Below are 17,103 nucleotides of genomic sequence, written 5' to 3' on the forward strand. Positions count from 1 at the left end.
TGCCTTACACTAATAGTAGACAGTTAGTTCGGTATTTTTACCGCGCTAACTTCACCATCACGGGTGTATAAAATCAACTTATCGTCAGCAACAACAGGCTCAACAAAAAAACCTGAGCTGTCAAAGTCTTCACGAGATACTAGCTCGCCAGTGTCTTTATTTAACCAATGCAAATTGCCTTCTTGGTCACCTAACGCTAAATAATTACCGGCAACTGCTGGGCCTGTTAAGTACCAGCCACGAAGAGCGGGTTGGCTCCAACGTTCAATGCCTGAATCTTTATCAAGTGCATAAACAACGCCGTTACTATCAACAACGTAAATTGTTTGCAAATCCATGGCAATTTCACGGTAGCTGCTGTATTCACGTTTCCATACAACATTACCAGAACGAATATCAACTGCTGATAAGTTACCATTGTATGCAATCGCATAAGCAAACGGGCCACTAATAAGTGGTTGTGTATCAACATCAACTAAACGCTCAAACTCTGATGCGCCTTTTGCTACTGCAATTTCTGCGCTCCACGCTGAGTAGCCGCTCTCAGAAATTAAAACACTGAGCTTACCTGTTTCAAGGCCAACCAACACACCACCATTAGCGACGGTTGGTGAACTTTGACCGCGTAAGGTAAGTGCTGGCACTTCTTGCTCAAAGCTCCAGCGCTCTTCACCCGTATCAGGATGCAGGGCCAGTAACTTACCTGATGCTAAATTAACAAACACTAAACCATCGCCTGCAGCAGGTTTAGACAGTGATTCGCCTGGCACTTTTTTACGCCATACCTCTTTACCTGTCTCACGATCAAGGGCAATGACATAGCCATGTTCTGAACCTAAATAGATTTTACCATAAGCTTGTAATATTCCGCCTGATAATTTTGCACTATCGTTATCGCTCCAAGGCCAAAACGATAAATCATGACGAACATCGGTTTCCCAAAGCGTATCACCATTGGCAAGTGATAACGCTTCTACTTGGCCTTCGCGACTCGCTACATAGACAGTATCTTTATAAACAGCTGGTGATAGGCGTGAGAAGTAATGCTCTACACCGCTACCTATTGATTCTTGCCAAACAACTTCTGTTTCAAACTGATTGGCTATTTCAGGAAGTACCAGTTCTTCTTCATCATCACTTGATGAACAGCCCATAAGTGTTGCCATACAAAGGGCGAGCGTTGCTGTTGTTATTTTTCTCATGCCTAAAACCTTATGCCGCTGGGCTAGTTACTGCTAGGTCATCTAACTTAATTTGTAATAGAGGATTGCTGGTTAATCCACCGGCATCAACCGCAGCTTGGTAGGCTACGCGTGCTTGTTCTTTATTGCCTTGCTGAGTGTAAATATCGCCTTTTAACTCTGCAACATTTGCATTAAATGCCTCTGGCAACGGCGAATTTAACGTGGTTAATGCATCATCGTATTGTTGTTGAGCAATTTGCACACGCGCTAAACGCGTAGTGGCAATGGCTTTTAACTGCGCGTTATCGACATTTGATACAATCCAGCTTAGCTTTTCATTCGCTACATCTAATTTTTGTGCATCTACCGCTTCTTTTGCAGCAACAAATGCCGCTAAAGTTGCGTACTGAGTGTCTTTATTTTCACTGATGAAGGCATCAGCAGAGGCTAATACGTCATCACTTTCAACAAGCTTAGTGTAGGCATCAGATGCTTGCTCTGCTGTTGTTATTTGGTTTTGCTTGTAGGCCTTCCAACCGTACAAACCACCTAAGCCAACAATTACACCTAACGCAAGTGATAGGCCGTTTTCACGAAAAAAGCGTTTAATCGCTTCTGCTTGTTGTTCTTCAGTTGAATAAATTTCCATGCTTACCTCTATTAAAGCGCTTTACTCGCAGCGCTTTATGTAATTTTAGCTATTAATTAGTTCTGCAAGTAGCGCTTTAGCTTGTTCTAGTTCTAATGTGACTTGTTCTTTACGCTCACGTAAATACTTTATGGTCACAACGCCTTGCTCTAATTCATCTTCACCGATAATAACTGCGACTAATGCATCGCTTTTATCAGCACGTTTTAATTGTTTTTTAAAGTTACCACCGCCAGCATGCACCATAACGCGTAATCCAGGTACGTCACGACGTAACGTAGATGCAATAATGGGCGCTTGAATGCTGGCTTTGTCGCCCATGGCTGCTAAATATACATCAGCACTACGGCGTATGTCACCTACACATTCAAGTGCTTGAAGCAATAAAACTAGGCGCTCTAATCCCATCGCAAAACCAACTGCTGGGGTTGATTTACCGCCTAATTGCTCAACTAAGCCATCATAACGACCACCGGCACATACTGTACCTTGTGCACCTAAGCTATCGGTTACCCATTCAAATACAGTACGGTTGTAATAATCTAAGCCACGAACTAGCTTTTCATTAACCGTGTATTTGACGCCTGCGGCATCTAATCGTTCACATAAATTTTCAAAATGTTCTTTTGATTCAGTATCTAAATATTCAGATAATTTTGGTGCATCGACTAAGATTGCCTGTATATCTGGGTTTTTAGTATCCAAAACGCGCAGCGGGTTAGAGTACATACGACGCTTAGAGTCTTCATCTAGTACATCGGTATGTTGTTCTAAAAAGGCAATTAAGGCATCACGATACTGCGCGCGCGCTTCATTTGAGCCTAATGAGTTAAGTTCTAAGCGTACATGATCGCTTATGCCAAATGCTTCCCAAAGTTGCGCCGTGAGTAATATAACTTCAGCGTCTATATCGGCGCTGGCAATACCAAAGGTTTCTAAACCAAATTGGTGAAATTGACGGTAACGACCTTTTTGTGGGCGTTCATGGCGAAACATAGGGCCCATGTACCAAAGGCGTTGTTCTTGATTGTATAACAGGCCATTTTCGTTACCTGCACGTACACACACCGCGGTACCCTCAGGGCGCAGAGTTAAATTATCACCGTTACGATCGGCAAAGGTGTACATTTCTTTTTCTACAATATCGGTTACTTCACCAATAGAGCGTTTAAATAGGTCGGTTGATTCTACAATTGGAAAACGAATTTCTTGATAACCAAACGATGATACGGTCTCGCGTAAAATGTGCTCTACTTTCTGCCAAACTTGCGTATCGCCTGGCAGGCAATCGTTCATACCGCGAACTGCCTGAATTTGTTTTGCCACTGATAAATCCTAAATCTGTTTATGTGCAGTCTTAGACTGCAACTACGTAAAACTAAAAAATCGACCGCGCATTATAACCCTAACTACAAGGTAATTGCGAGTATAGCGGTGTGTATGTAATTTGTACTGCGCTGTGAATGCCGCTACTAAAAAAGTCAATTGAATGCATATTGCTGGCGTTTAAATCACTCTACGATTTTTATATCGATTGGTGTTTGTTGCTGCTTTTGCTCGATAAAATCGCGCACATAGCCTTCGAGCTGATCAACAATATTATTGTTATCAATACGGGCTTTTTGGCGTTCGCCATTTATGTATAAGCCTGAGCGACGGTTTGCACCGGCAAGGCCAATATCACTGACTAGCGCTTCGCCTGGGCCGTTAACAACACAGCCAATTACAGACACTGAAACCGGTTCAATAATGTCTTCTAAACGTTCTTCAAGTTGGTTCATGGTGCTCACCACATCAAACTCTTGGCGTGAACAGCTTGGGCAAGCAATAAAGTTAATCCCGCGCGAGCGAATACGCAGTGATTTTAATATATCAAAGCCAACTTTTATTTCTTGTACTGGGTCTGCAGCGAGAGATACGCGCAGCGTATCACCAATGCCTTCTGCTAATAACATCCCTAAACCAACGGCCGATTTAACAGAGCCAGAGCGCATGCCGCCAGCTTCGGTTATTCCTAAATGCAGTGGTTGGTCGATTTCTTTAGCGAGCAAGCGATACGCGCCTACCGCTAAAAATACGTCTGATGCTTTTACTGAAATTTTAAATTGATCAAAGTCTAAACGGCGTAATATATCTACGTGGCGCATAGCCGATTCTAATAGGGCTTCTGGAGTAGGTTCGCCGTATTTCTCTTGTAAATCGCGCTCAAGTGAGCCGCCATTTACCCCTATTCGAATAGGAATGTTATGCTCACGCGCTGAATCAACTACCGCTCTAATGCGCTCTTCACTGCCAATGTTACCTGGGTTGATACGCAAACAATCAACACCGTATTTTGCTACTTTTAATGCAATGCGATAGTCAAAGTGAATATCGGCGACAAGGGGTATCGACACTTGCTCTTTAATACTTTTAAATGCCTCAGCGGCGTCCATGGTAGGTACTGACACGCGAACAATATCTGCACCGGCATCTTGAATAGCTTGAATTTGGGCTACAGTGGCATCAACGTCCATCGTATCTGTGTTGGTCATCGACTGCACGGCAATAGGTGCACCATCACCAATAGGAACATTACCCACATTTATGCGTGTGGATTTTCTGCGTTTTATAGGAGATTCTGAAAACATAGCGACTACTCTGCTAAGGGTAATTTAAATTTAGCTAAACGGTTTTTAGGAAAGGCCGAAATATCAACTGGCTCACCATTTAGGGTAATACGAACAACATCATGCTTGCCTAATACCACTGAAAAAGGCGCTACTCCGGTTAGGGTCATTTCGTAGCCTGCTTTTTTTACACCAAAAGCAATTTTTTCATCATTGGCATCGTGAATTTCTACCCAGCTCTCATCGTTAAACATCATAAAAATGGTGCTTAAATCACTGTTTTTTGGCTCACTGGTGCTCTGTGCATTATTAACTGGCGCAGCTTGAATTGTTTGTTGTTCATTTTGTAATGCAGAATCTACTTCTTCTGTAGATTCAATGTCATTTAATAGTGCCTCGTCGGCGGCTTCAGCTAACAGCTTGGTGTTTTCTTGTTGTTGAGTTATGAGCGAGTTATTAGCATTAATAGTTTTAGTTTGTTCATCAATAGGCATTGCATTTTGCCACCACCACACTGCAGAAGAACCAATAACGATAGCTAAAATTAAGTAACTTACGGTCATAAGTCGGCTGTCATGGGCTTCTTTTTCTGTGCGCCTTGAAAAGCTTTGCATATCGACCGGTTTATCTGATGTGCTAAAGGCCGGCAGCATCGCTAAAATAGCTGCGCTATCAATGTTTAGTGTGCGGCAGTAGTTTTTTATATAGCCTTTAACGAACGTTTTTGCACCGAGTAAATGATACTCGTCGCTTTCAATATGCTCAACTTGTGATTCTGTTAGCTTTAATAGCGAGGCGATTTCAGCAATGCTGATATTTGCATTTTCTCTATGCGATTTTAGTATTTGTCCTACAGAGGGTTCGTCGCTCTGCGGTTGTGTATTATCTTCATTCATAATATGTATGAGTCTGGATCCACGAGTAAAAGTTAATGTTTTGGCTTAATAACCAGAGTAAGACTTTGTTTTTATTTTTTAGTGTTCGTTTATTCTTGCTACTAGAATGCACGCTTTTAAAGGGTATCATCAGCTGCGGTTTTATAAAAACGTTAGTATCGCCCTTTTAAAATTTTTGCTGTTTTTATTTTTAAAGCCCTTTAATGCACCTAACATATAGCAGTTTAGCATTGAATCACACTGAAATGCTAAATTGGTTTACAGTAAAACGAGCGATATCAACCGATACACTCGTTTTTACTCTTATTTATACTAATTTAAAAAGGTATTTGTGTCTCTGTTGTATTTTATGCAGCTTACTTTACTGAATCATCAGAGTTTACAGCAGATGTTGGGCTTTTTTTACGAATAATTTTTATTTTTGGCTCCACAATAATTTGATTGTTATTACTGCTTTCTTGCAATTCATCAAGTTGTGCTTGACGGTACTTTTCTCGCAGCACTTCAAACTCTGTTTGCCTTAATTGGTTGTCACGAATGGCGTTAGCTTGAACACTATTTGGGTACGTTTGCAAAATGGTAGCTGCAATTTTTTCAGCATCTTCTATTCTACCCATGCGTTGTTTAACCAAGTAGCTGAGTAACAATGCTCGCGAAGAAACCTGTGCAGTATCGTCATAACGTTGTATTAAAGTACTGGCTTTATATAAGTCACTTTTGGCGTAATACAAAGCCGCTAAGCTTATTAATGTAGAGGCGCGTTGCGAGCTGTGGTTTAGCGCTTGTTGAAAGTAGCTTTCTGCATTGGTAAAGTCATTAAATTCAATGGCGCATAAGGCTAAATTTTCATAGCTTTGTGCTACACGAATATAGCTAGGAATTTCAATCGCTTTTAAAAATTGATCGGTCGCGCGATCATACTCATCAATACTACATAAAAACGTACCGTAGTTATTTAGGGTGTTCGGATCGTCAGGCTTAATCGCCAACGCTTTTTGATAGGCTTTGTCGGCTAATGCATTTTCGCCAACTTGTTGGTAGTAATAGGCTAAAGAATAATGAACTTCGGGAAGATTTGGTGCATATTCGCTCGCACGCTCAAGGTTGTATTTTGCTTGGGAATTATTACCGGTGTTTAAATATTGTAATGCCAAAGCAATGCGGGTACGTGCTGCGCCTGCGTTGTTTATTTTATTTTCGACGACGGGTTTGTCACTGCCGTTGTAACTATTTTCAGTCACACAACCGCTTAAAAGTAGTGTTGATAGTGCTAAAGCAAGTAAAGATCGCATTACCTTGTCTCTTTATTTATTTCCATAGCCTCTATCTTACCTCAAAGCCTTTGTGTTGCATCATTTATTTAAAAATAAACAATTTATCACAAAGGCACAAAGGCACAGAGTTACTTAGTTAGGCTTGGTGAATATTTACTGCAATTGCATTGTCATCACGCATTTTCTTTTTAGCCATACGTTTTGTTCTATCAACCACATCGCCAGCTAACTGACCACAGGCAGCGTCAATGTCGTCCCCTCGTGTACGACGAACAATACAGGTAATCCCCGCAGCTTGTAATACCTTTGAAAAACGGTCAATTCGGCTGTTGCTTGAACGCGTATACTCATTACCTGGGAACGGGTTAAACGGAATAAGGTTTACCTTAGATGGCGTACCTTTTAGCGTTTTAACCAGTTCATGTGCTTGGTCGGTACTGTCGTTTACGCCATTAAGCATAACGTATTCAATGGTGACATCTTTATTGGCTTTTGAGCCATCAATATAACGACGACAGGCCGCTAAAAATTCTTCAATTGGGTACTTTTTATTGATCGGTACTAAAATATCACGCAGTGCGTTATCAGGAGCGTGAAGTGAAATAGCCAGTGCTACGTCTATTTTTTCTTTTAATAAATCAAGGGCAGGTACTACACCCGAGGTACTTAATGTAACGCGGCGCTTAGATAAACCAAAGCCCCAGTCGTCCATCATCAGCTCCATCGCCGGGACTACGTTTTTAACATTCAGTAGCGGCTCGCCCATTCCCATCATAACGACGTTAGTGACAGGGCGTTTTTCACTGTTTCCATCAAGGCCAATGTCTTTGGCTACACGCCATACTTGGCCAATAATTTCAGACACTTTTAAATTACGGTTAAAGCCTTGTTGTGCCGTTGAGCAAAAAGTACATTCCAGTGCACAGCCCACTTGAGACGATACACATAATGTGGCGCGATCTTTTTCTGGGATCCAAACAGCTTCAACTTCTTGGCCGCCCTCAAGTACGAGTGCATATTTAATTGTACCGTCGCTGGCTTGCTGGCGAACTGAAATTTCAGGTGCAACGATTTCACACTCATTTTTAAGCTTTTCTTTTAGCTTTTTGTTTACGTTGCTCATTTCGTCGAAATTATCTACGCCAAAATGATAAATCCATTTCATCACCTGATCGCCACGAAATGGCTTTTCACCGAATGATACAAATAACTCTCGCATTGCATCTCGGTTTAAATCTAATAAGTTAATCTTTTTTTGCTCGGTCATGTAACAACCTCAATCGGTGGCGGTGATGGTAAAAATTTACAAGGGCGAATTGTACACAATTCATCCACTATAATCATTAAGTAAAACATCATAAATAAACGGTTAATACTTTACGTAATGACTAAAAAAGGGCTCGAAAGCCCTTTTCATACTTTGCATCACAGGGTTAGCTGTGAACTCGAATTAACGAGTACGTGGGCAAAGTTCTTCGTCAGCGAAGAAGTACGCGATTTCGCGAGCAGCAGATTCAACAGCGTCAGAACCGTGAACCGCATTTTCGTCGATGCTATCAGCGTAGTCTGCACGTAAAGTACCCGCTAGTGCTTCAGCTGGGTTAGTAGCACCCATGATTTCACGGTTTTTAAGAACAGCGTTTTCGCCTTCAAGAACGGTAACCATTACTGGGCCAGAAGTCATGAAAGATACTAAAGCACCAAAGAAAGGACGCTCGCTGTGCTCAGCGTAGAAACCTTCAGCTTTCTCTTGTGAAAGGTGAACCATTTTAGCTGCAACGATTTTAAGACCTGCAGTTTCGAAACGGTTGTAGATTGCGCCGATGTGGTTTTTAGCAACTGCATCAGGTTTTACGATTGAAAAAGTACGCTCTAAAGCCATCTTTGTGCTCCAATAATTTAAATAAAAGGTTGAATATTAACGGGCGCGAATTATACGCGTTTTAGTCAAAAAAACCTAATTTATTCTACCTTGCTTGCTTTTTTTAATTTGCTAACCCCGATTTATGAACTAAAAACAATGTTTTTACGTTTACTATGTGTTTATAAACATGAGCTATACTTTTGTTTAAGTGGTGAGACTTTTTATTCATAGTACACTTTTTATAGACTCAATATGCATGCCGATACATTTAAACACTAAGGTAACAATATGTTTTTTAACCAATCTTTAGAAAATCAAATCGCTGATTTACAAAGTAAGCTTTCTGTAAGGGAGCAGGTTAAGCAAAGCTTAGACAGTGAAATGCTGGTGTTAGAGCTTGATAAGCAAGGTGCTATTTTAAGACAAAATAAAAATTTTGAGCGAGAGTTTAACTACTCAAATAACAAAATAATTAATAAAAATATTTTAGACTTCATTCCTGAAAATGCTAGAAATAACGCGGATTTTCATGCCTTTCAAAAAGCGCTAAGTAAAGTAGAACATTTTGCCGGCGCTATCCAAGTATCCCACCCAAACGGACAACGAGATTGGTTACGCTGCATTTTACATCCTATAAAAAACGAGCAAGGTCAGCTTGAGTATTTAACCCTGCATTGCACTGTGCTTACACAAATAATTGAGAGTTCAAGAGAAAACGAAGATTTAATCAAAGCATTGCATCGTTCAACAGCGGTTATTGAGTTTGATACTCAAGGTATGGTGTTACGTGTTAATGACAACTTTTTAAAAAGTATGAGTTATTCAAGACAAGACGTGGTGGGCAAGCATCATGGTATGTTTTGTGACGAACAAGAAGCGAGTAGTAAAGAGTATCAGGCCTTCTGGCAACGTTTGCGTAATGGTGAGTTTATTGCGAGCAGATTTAAACGTATTGATAAACACGGCCATGTAGTTTGGTTAGAGGCTTCATATAATCCGATTTTTAATGAAGCAAATGAGCTCTATAAAGTAGTTAAATTTGCCACAGTGATCACTGACCAAGTAGAAAGAGAACTGGCTACAGAGCAAGCGGCGAGTATTGCGCATGGCACTTCTATCGAAACTGATAATAACGCGGATAAAGGTGCTGAAGTGGTACAAAAAACAGTTCAGGTTATGAACGAACTGTCGGTGCAAATGGAGCAAGCTGCTCAAGAAATTTCAGCATTAGATAAACAGTCGCAACTCATTGCGAGCATAGTGCAGAGCATTAGCAGCATTGCTGATCAAACTAATTTATTGGCGCTTAATGCGGCTATTGAGGCCGCGCGTGCTGGCGAGCAAGGCCGTGGGTTTGCGGTGGTGGCTGATGAAGTGCGTTTACTTGCCTCCAGAACCAGTAAAGCGACTGAAGAAATAGTGGACGTTGTACAGCAAAACCAAAATTTAACTCAATCAACCGTTGCAGTAATTGAGCAAGGTAAAAATAAAGCGCAACAAGGTCTAGCGCTCTCCAAAGAATCTGGTGATGTAATGAGTGATATTAAAAAAGGCGCGCAACAAGTTGTTGATGCCGTTAGTCAATTCTCGAACCAATTAAGCAGTAAAAAATAACTTAAATTTACAGCTCTTTATTTATTAGCGCTGAAGAGAAATTTTGATGATCTTGATCAAGGTTTCTCTTTTGCCATCTCATTATACTTGCGCGCTTTATTTCCCTTAATTATTCATGCAACCGGCTTGAACCCGGTTCGATGTATGGAGCGCACATGTCAGCTGTTTCTTCTTTAACCTTATTTGTACCTGAATTACTTTGCCCCGCAGGCAGCTTAAAAAACATGCGTTATGCCTTTGCCTATGGTGCCGACGCGGTTTATGCCGGTCAACCTCGTTACAGTTTAAGGGTTCGCAATAATGAATTTGATTTAGATACATTACAAATAGGGATTAACGAAGCACATGCGCTGAATAAAAAGTTTTATGTAGTGTCGAATATTGCCCCGCATAACGCAAAAGTTAAGTCGTATTTACGTGATATAGAGCCGGTGATTGCTATGAAACCGGATGCATTGATCATGTCAGATCCTGGGTTAATTATGCTAGTACGTGAAAAATGGCCTGATATGCCAATTCATTTGTCGGTTCAAGCTAATGCAGTGAACTTCGCAAGCGTACAGTTTTGGGCAAAACTAGGTATTGAGCGGGTGATTTTGTCTCGCGAGCTATCGCTTGAAGAAATCAGCGAAATTCGTGCTCTGTGCCCAGAAACAGAACTAGAAGTATTTGTTCATGGCGCACTGTGTATGGCTTATTCAGGGCGTTGTTTACTCTCGGGCTATATTAATAAGCGCGATCCCAACCAAGGCACCTGCACCAATGCATGTCGTTGGAAGTATGATGTTAAACCTGGCACTGAGAACGAAACCGGTGAAATGGTACATAAAATTGACCCTAAAACGGTTATACCTACGTTAGGTGAAGGCGCACCAAGTAACGATGTATTTATGCTAGAAGAGCAAGGTCGCCCGGGTGAATATATGCCTGCATTTGAAGACGAGCATGGTACTTATATCATGAACTCAAAAGACTTACGCGCCGTGCAATACGTAGAGCAGCTAACAAAAATGGGGGTGCATAGCCTAAAAATAGAAGGGCGTACTAAGTCATTTTATTATGTTGCGCGTACCGCTCAGGTGTATCGTAAAGCGATTGACGATGCGGTTGCAGGTAAACCATTCGATGCTGATTTATTTAAAACTCTTGAGAACCTTGCACACCGCGGTTACACCGAAGGATTTTTAAAGCGCCACGCTCATCAAGATTATCAAAATTACGAATACGGTCACTCTGTATCTACCAAGCAGCAATTTGTAGGTGAAGTATTAGAACGTAATGCTAATGGTTTGGTTGAAATAGATGTAAAAAATAAATTTTGTGTTGGCCATTCATTAGAGCTAATGACGCCGAAAGGTAATATTAGCTTTGTGCTTGAATGTATGGAAAATAAAAAGGGCGAAAGCATTACTGATGCTAAAGGCTCAGGCCATATCGTAAAAATCCCACTGCCTGACAACATTGATTTAGAGCACGCGATACTTATGCGCAACTTGGATGAAAACCAAGACACCCGCAATCCTTTCAAACAAGCTGTTTCATAATAGAGAGTTTAATCATGGCTTTACTTATAAACAGCAAATGCATTAACTGTGATATGTGCGACCCCGAGTGCCCAAATGAAGCCATTTATATGGGCGCTAAAATTTATCAAATAGATTCAGATAAATGCACCGAATGTGTGGGTCATTACGACAAGCCAACGTGCGTGAGCGTATGCCCCATTGATTGTATAAAGCCTGACCCTAATCACCGAGAAACTATAGATGAGCTGGCAGAAAAATATGTGAGGTTAATGGGTTAGTTACTTAATTAGTAGATTAATTATATGTTTTTCTGAGAAAGCTAAGTGCATTGTAACTAATTAGTTATTGTTTATTTTTGGCATAGTTCCCACATACAATTAAAAAAGGATTTAAAGTGCTCTTGAGCGAAATTAAAAATATAAAGAGCTTTCTTGGTGCCCAACTTTATTTTCAGCTAAATGGCCGAAGCTTAAATAATTTAATAGCTAAAGAGTAAAGGTCACAAATATACAATCTTATAAAGTATTATAGGGTTATTGAATATAAGAGATGACTTTATGAATACATTATACATTACTGGAGCAGGTGTAAGTGCTGCTAGCGGTATTCCCACCTTTCGCGGTGAAGATGGTTTTTGGACTATTGGTAGTAAAAACTATACGCCAATGGAAATGGCGACACGTGCAATGTATGAAAATAATCCAAGTGAGTTTTTAGCTTGGTATTATCATCGCTTTGCAACTTATCGTCATCATGGTCCTAACGAAGTGCATCATTGGCTTAGTGATAAAAACTTAATAACTCAAAATATTGATGGGCTAGATGGTAAGGCGGGTAATAAAAATTACATTGCGATTCATGGTCGGCTTGATCAAATGACTGTATTTCATCATCAAGGTGATAACGTTACACCACAAGCTACGCTATGGAGTAATGTTGATGAGAGCAACTTACATCGCTCTCTACTTGCGTTATTCAATATTGAAAACCATCAGCCAAAGCTTAATCATTCTTTAAAGCCCTTTGTGTTGTTATTTGATGAATATTACACCGAGCTATACCGCATTACTGAAGCGCAGCAGCGAATGATTGATGCCGATAAAATGGTGTTTATGGGTACTTCGTTCAGCGTTAATATTACTCAAATGGCGCTCGAGATTGCGCGAAGTTACAGTATTCCTATTGAAATTGTTGACCCCGACCCTACTCATGTATTGCACTCAAATGTAAGTTATAAAAAAATGACTGCGTTGGAGTACATACAGCAACAAGGTTAACTGGGTAAATAGGTTTTGTATTGCTGCTGGTATACATAACCTATTATGCGTTATTAATAATCAGTACAGCTTAGGCTATGTTATTGTTAGCCTTTAATTCACACTATGTACCGGTTATTTTAAGTACTAAAATACATTATAAGTAGACGACAGCAATGTTAAGTATTTCTCTTGGGCCTTTGGTTATTTCCATTTCACAGTTGATCATTTTTTTAGGGTTAGGCATTTTTTGGGGGCTTACCTATTTATTAACACGCCAACATCCATTACAAAAAGCGATTTTAGATACGGTTTTTAAAGCAATTGTGGTGGGCTTTTTAGTCTCGCGGTTAGCGTTTGTGTTTACTATGTGGGATGCTTATCAAGGTAACTGGTGGCAGCTTTTTAATATTAGCGATGGCGGCTTTATTGGTTATTATGGTTGGCTCAGCGGTATAGTGGTTTTAGCGTTTTATGCACGTGGTAAAAAAGCGGTAATGAAACACTACGCTATTGCTGGGTTTGTTGGTTTTTGTTCAATGATTATTCCTAATTTTGCGCTGTCTATTTACCAAACGGGTGTGCAGTTACCGCAGTCTGTTGTGCATAATATTCAAGGGCAGCAAGTTAACTTACAAAACTTCAAAGGTAAGCCGGTGGTGATTAACTTTTGGGCGTCTTGGTGTCCGCCGTGTCGAAAAGAAATGCCGGTACTGCAAGCGGCTCAAAAAAATAATCCAAACATTACAGTGGCGTTTGTCAATCAAGGCGAAGACTTACACACGGTAAAAGCGTTCCTTGATGAACAGCAACTCGACCTAAATCATGTGTTTTTTGACCAAAGTAGTAATGTGAGTCGCGAATCAGGTGCTGCGGGCTTACCAACAACTTTATTTTATAATAGCCAAGGTGAGTTAGTTACCAGTCATATGGGAGAACTTTCTCATGCGAGTTTAGGCTATTATATTCAGGCTATTAGTGATAAAAAATAACGGTGTATTGCTGTTTAATCGCGTCATTCCTTTTTTATGCTCTTTTAATAAGCAGCTAAATAGCAATTTTGCTGCTTAACTTCCTACCTTTATTTGAATTGACTATTTTTTGATAGTTTATTCAGTTACTTATCAGTTTACATTAACAAACTATTAAGTTTGGTTGTGTAAAATACAGCTACTTTTTTCGTATCAGCTTTAGCCGGTACGCTCATCTTTAAGTATTAACTGTATTTTAAATGGAACTGTTAAAACTATGACCGCTCATCGGATAACCCACGCTGCACATCACTCTCTTCCACTTTTTATTAAATCAACGCTATGCGTGTCTATTCTATCTGTTATCAATCATGCATATGCTGATGAAGCAGAAGATAAAACATTAAAAAGCAAAGATATGGAAGTCATTGAGGTGCGTGGTATTCGTTCCAGTATGGCGGCTAATTTAGATATAAAGCGTTTATCGAGCTCTGTGGTTGATGCCATAACAGCAGAAGATATTGGTAAGTTCCCTGATAAAAATGTCGCTGATTCATTACAACGCGTACCTGGCGTGGTGATTGACCGTGACGGAGGCGAAGGCTCATCGGTAAGTATTAGGGGGTTATCATCTGAGCTAACCTTTTCTCAGCTAAATGGTAATTTTATTGCGTCATCACCAGGTGAGCCGTCTCGCTCATTTGATTATGCATTACTGCCCTCAGCCATGATTGAAAGCGTGGAAGTGTATAAATCGCCAGAAGCGCGTTTAGATGAGGGGGGCGTAGGCGGCACGGTATTAATGCATAGTCGTAAACCGCTGAGTATGGAGGCAAACTCTGGGGTAATTAACATTGAAAGCACCTATGCCGATGTGACTGAAGAATCTGAGCCGCAGTTAACCGCGCTTTATTCTTGGAAGAACGAGGCTGATACCTTTGGCATGTTGTTTGGTTATACCTCACAAAAACGCACTAACCGAACTCTCTCAGGAGGCACAGATGCAAACGTATGGCGCTTTGCCGGTGATAACCCGGTAGATACCAATGGCGAGCTGGTTGAAAACAATAATCAGTGGGACTCAATAAGTGATGCTCAGGGTAATAATTATAACGATGTTTGGTTTCCTCAAGTGGTTCGTGGCTCAATTGTAAACGAATTACGTGAGCGAGAAGGGGTGCAATTTAGCACGCAGTGGCGCCCAACCAGCCGTGTTGAAATTGGCTTTAACTATTTTGGATTTTCACTTGATAAAAATAGAACAGAGTCGGTGATTGATATACCTGAATGGTCTTTAAATCCTGACTTTTTAACCGATGTAAGTTTGGATGAGTCGGACACTATTATCAATGGGATGCAATTTGATGCAGCTGCGAGTGGCGCAGAGAATGATATGCAATTGCCGTGGATGCGAGGCCGTTATGTGCGTGAAGAGTCGACCTCAGACACCTTCGATTTTAATTTAACCTATGAAGGCGATTATTTTAAAGCCCGTTTTGTGGCGGGCAATACGCGCTCTGAAGGCGGGCCAAAGGAGAGTTGGGAAGCGGCGTATAAAAGTTCAAACGCCGGTGAAAATGAAAGCCGTATAGAAAATGCATCGCAAACAGCGGGTTGGCAAATTAATGAAAACGATATTAGTTTAAATATAGACCCTAATACGCTAGCAAACCTACTTAATGGCGTGGGAGGCGGTCGCGATCCGGGCTCGTCAAATTCAAGTTTTGTACGCAGTGAACTCGAAGAAGATTACTACCAAGCTGACTTTGATATTTATACCGATTGGGGCATTTTAAGAACAATTAAAACCGGCGTAAAGTACCGAGAAGCTACACTGCATCGCGAAACCGGTAATACCTTCTTTTTAGATCCTAATTTTGATATTGCTGCAGGAGAAGCCAGCGAGGGGGGGATCACACGTTTTGACAGTTATCAGTGGAATAACGGTATGCCACTAGCACAAGATGTGTTTATTAACGAAGGTAACATTGCTGGTGGTTTTAATATAAACCAAATGCCCGGTATTGATTGGCAAAAATATCGTGACATTGTGACCAGTCATTATGTGCCGTATACACGCAAAGAAGATAACTTTATTTATGATATTGAAGAGCAAATAGCGGCGTTTTATCTGCAAGGTGACTTTGAGTTTAATAGCGTGCGAGGTAATTTAGGGGTGCGTGTGGTGCGCACTAAAACCATGACATCATCAACCGACCTATATACTTATTTATTAGATCATACTGATGATGACAGCGGCGAGCCGGTAACGGGAGATGATCGATTTGTTGAAGACTATCAACTTATTACTCAAGAGAGTACCGATACTCAAATTCTTCCTAGCTTTAATATTGCATGGGATATAAGTGATGATGTAGTGGTGCGAGGCGCGGTTGCTAAAGTGATGTCTCGCCCTGATTATGCCGATTTAGGCGCACAACAACGCATTACGTTTGTCTCAGATGAGTGGGCAGACGATAGAGCTGAGTTTAATGAAATTCCGGGTTTTAGTGGCAGTGGCGGTAATAAAAACTTAAAGCCATTTGAGTCGGTGCAAGCTGATTTATCTATTGAATATTACTACAGCGAAGGCTCTGCCATTGGTTTAGCGCTGTTTCATAAAACTGTTGATAATTTTGTTGTACCCTTAGTCATTGATGTACAACAAGATTTTGCTGGTAAAGAGGGCGTTGTTGAGGCAGGAAATATTACTATATCGCCATATAGCACAGTAGGTAATGGCACTGATGCCGTATCTAAAGGGGCGGAAGTATTTATACAGCATGCCTTTGATAGTGGTTTTGGTTTTTATGCAAACTACACTTATAACAAAACCAATAAAGCCGATGTAGAAGTGGATGGTAAAGAGTTTGGTAAATCGCCACTAATAGGCAGTGCTAAGTATCAATACAATACCTCGATATATTATGAGGGAGATGCCTTTAATATTCGAGCTTCTTATAATAAACGCGGTGAAACTGTGTTGGGTTTAAATAGCGGCTTAAATGTATACCAAGACCCATATGAGCAAGTTGATGTAAATGCTTCGATTAATTTATTAGAGGATTTGAGTTTGACCGCTGCAGTTATTAATTTAACTAAATCTGAGTCGGTAAAGCGCCTAGGTAATGACACTGAGTCTCGGTTATTAAACTCAAGCTATTCGGGCAGACGTTATTATGCGGGCATAAACTACCGTTTTTAAGCTGAGTGTGTTGAGTTTGGGTAAACAAGCTGTTTTGTTGCTGTTTTAGCTTTTT

Annotated in this window: 13 protein-coding genes and 1 pseudogene; 6 read left to right on the forward strand and 8 right to left on the reverse strand. The window is 40.6% G+C overall.

The genetic code is table 11. The annotated features are described in order from the left end of the window. Positions 1-23: 23 nt before the first annotated feature. From bamB to ndk, 8 genes and pseudogenes are all read right to left on the reverse strand, one after another. Positions 24-1,202 (reverse strand): outer membrane protein assembly factor BamB, encoded by a 1,179-nt coding sequence (bamB, locus tag KK487_RS17435; protein WP_028834271.1) that lies wholly within the window; start codon positions 1,200-1,202, stop codon positions 24-26. Between the two features lie 10 nt (positions 1,203-1,212). Continuing rightward, entirely contained in the window at positions 1,213-1,833 is a 621-nt protein-coding gene (locus KK487_RS17440; RefSeq protein WP_036955303.1) for a YfgM family protein, read from the reverse strand. A 45-nt stretch (positions 1,834-1,878) separates the two neighbouring features. Then, complete coding sequence (gene hisS, locus KK487_RS17445; RefSeq protein ID WP_036955301.1) at positions 1,879-3,159, reverse strand: histidine--tRNA ligase; 1,281 nt, start codon at positions 3,157-3,159, stop codon at positions 1,879-1,881. Between the two features lie 185 nt (positions 3,160-3,344). Next, on the reverse strand, positions 3,345-4,463 hold the full coding sequence (gene ispG, locus KK487_RS17450) for a flavodoxin-dependent (E)-4-hydroxy-3-methylbut-2-enyl-diphosphate synthase (protein WP_013462930.1): 1,119 nt from the start codon (positions 4,461-4,463) through the stop codon (positions 3,345-3,347). 5 nt (positions 4,464-4,468) lie between these two features. Further along, the gene (locus tag KK487_RS17455) at positions 4,469-5,338 is read right to left on the reverse strand and encodes a RodZ domain-containing protein (protein WP_036955299.1); all 870 of its coding nucleotides are present in this window, start codon (positions 5,336-5,338) and stop codon (positions 4,469-4,471) included. A gap of 386 nt (positions 5,339-5,724) precedes the next feature. Beyond that, a pseudogene (gene pilW, locus KK487_RS17460) lies at positions 5,725-6,630 on the reverse strand (type IV pilus biogenesis/stability protein PilW); the annotation flags it as partial. A 118-nt stretch (positions 6,631-6,748) separates the two neighbouring features. Further along, positions 6,749-7,879 (reverse strand): dual-specificity RNA methyltransferase RlmN, encoded by a 1,131-nt coding sequence (gene rlmN, locus KK487_RS17465; protein ID WP_010389431.1) that lies wholly within the window; start codon positions 7,877-7,879, stop codon positions 6,749-6,751. Positions 7,880-8,062: 183 nt separating this feature from the next. Next, the gene (ndk, locus tag KK487_RS17470) at positions 8,063-8,494 is read right to left on the reverse strand and encodes a nucleoside-diphosphate kinase (protein WP_008111339.1); all 432 of its coding nucleotides are present in this window, start codon (positions 8,492-8,494) and stop codon (positions 8,063-8,065) included. A gap of 270 nt (positions 8,495-8,764) precedes the next feature. Here ndk and KK487_RS17475 point away from each other — a divergent pair, with 270 nt between their 5' ends. From KK487_RS17475 to KK487_RS17500, 6 genes are all read left to right on the forward strand, one after another. Next, on the forward strand, positions 8,765-10,090 hold the full coding sequence (locus tag KK487_RS17475) for a methyl-accepting chemotaxis protein (protein ID WP_036955295.1): 1,326 nt from the start codon (positions 8,765-8,767) through the stop codon (positions 10,088-10,090). A gap of 155 nt (positions 10,091-10,245) precedes the next feature. Beyond that, positions 10,246-11,634, forward strand: a complete 1,389-nt coding sequence (trhP, locus tag KK487_RS17480) for a prephenate-dependent tRNA uridine(34) hydroxylase TrhP (protein WP_128583202.1) — start codon at positions 10,246-10,248, stop codon at positions 11,632-11,634. Positions 11,635-11,648: 14 nt separating this feature from the next. Beyond that, positions 11,649-11,894, forward strand: coding sequence for a YfhL family 4Fe-4S dicluster ferredoxin (locus tag KK487_RS17485; protein WP_016900100.1), 246 nt, complete (start codon positions 11,649-11,651; stop codon positions 11,892-11,894). A 279-nt stretch (positions 11,895-12,173) separates the two neighbouring features. Next, entirely contained in the window at positions 12,174-12,893 is a 720-nt protein-coding gene (locus tag KK487_RS17490) for an SIR2 family NAD-dependent protein deacylase (protein ID WP_090493440.1), read from the forward strand. 155 nt (positions 12,894-13,048) lie between these two features. Further along, on the forward strand, positions 13,049-13,864 hold the full coding sequence (locus tag KK487_RS17495; protein WP_090493438.1) for a TlpA disulfide reductase family protein: 816 nt from the start codon (positions 13,049-13,051) through the stop codon (positions 13,862-13,864). A 256-nt stretch (positions 13,865-14,120) separates the two neighbouring features. Continuing rightward, the gene (locus KK487_RS17500; RefSeq protein ID WP_215522157.1) at positions 14,121-17,048 is read left to right on the forward strand and encodes a TonB-dependent receptor; all 2,928 of its coding nucleotides are present in this window, start codon (positions 14,121-14,123) and stop codon (positions 17,046-17,048) included. Positions 17,049-17,103: the final 55 nt, after the last annotated feature.

Source organism: Pseudoalteromonas sp. SiA1 (genome assembly GCF_018732205.1).
Taxonomy (GTDB): domain Bacteria; phylum Pseudomonadota; class Gammaproteobacteria; order Enterobacterales; family Alteromonadaceae; genus Pseudoalteromonas; species Pseudoalteromonas tetraodonis.

Bases quoted from the DNA above. Each gene is read 5' to 3' on its own strand.
- bamB (WP_028834271.1), bottom strand. From the start codon at position 1,202: ATGAGAAAAATAACAACAGCAACGCTCGCCCTTTGTATGGCAACACTT.
- KK487_RS17440 (WP_036955303.1), bottom strand. From the start codon at position 1,833: ATGGAAATTTATTCAACTGAAGAACAACAAGCAGAAGCGATTAAACGC.
- ispG (WP_013462930.1), bottom strand. From the start codon at position 4,463: ATGTTTTCAGAATCTCCTATAAAACGCAGAAAATCCACACGCATAAAT.
- KK487_RS17455 (WP_036955299.1), bottom strand. From the start codon at position 5,338: ATGAATGAAGATAATACACAACCGCAGAGCGACGAACCCTCTGTAGGA.
- rlmN (WP_010389431.1), bottom strand. From the start codon at position 7,879: ATGACCGAGCAAAAAAAGATTAACTTATTAGATTTAAACCGAGATGCA.
- ndk (WP_008111339.1), bottom strand. From the start codon at position 8,494: ATGGCTTTAGAGCGTACTTTTTCAATCGTAAAACCTGATGCAGTTGCT.
- KK487_RS17475 (WP_036955295.1), top strand. From the start codon at position 8,765: ATGTTTTTTAACCAATCTTTAGAAAATCAAATCGCTGATTTACAAAGT.
- trhP (WP_128583202.1), top strand. From the start codon at position 10,246: ATGTCAGCTGTTTCTTCTTTAACCTTATTTGTACCTGAATTACTTTGC.
- KK487_RS17485 (WP_016900100.1), top strand. From the start codon at position 11,649: ATGGCTTTACTTATAAACAGCAAATGCATTAACTGTGATATGTGCGAC.
- KK487_RS17490 (WP_090493440.1), top strand. From the start codon at position 12,174: ATGAATACATTATACATTACTGGAGCAGGTGTAAGTGCTGCTAGCGGT.
- KK487_RS17495 (WP_090493438.1), top strand. From the start codon at position 13,049: ATGTTAAGTATTTCTCTTGGGCCTTTGGTTATTTCCATTTCACAGTTG.
- KK487_RS17500 (WP_215522157.1), top strand. From the start codon at position 14,121: ATGACCGCTCATCGGATAACCCACGCTGCACATCACTCTCTTCCACTT.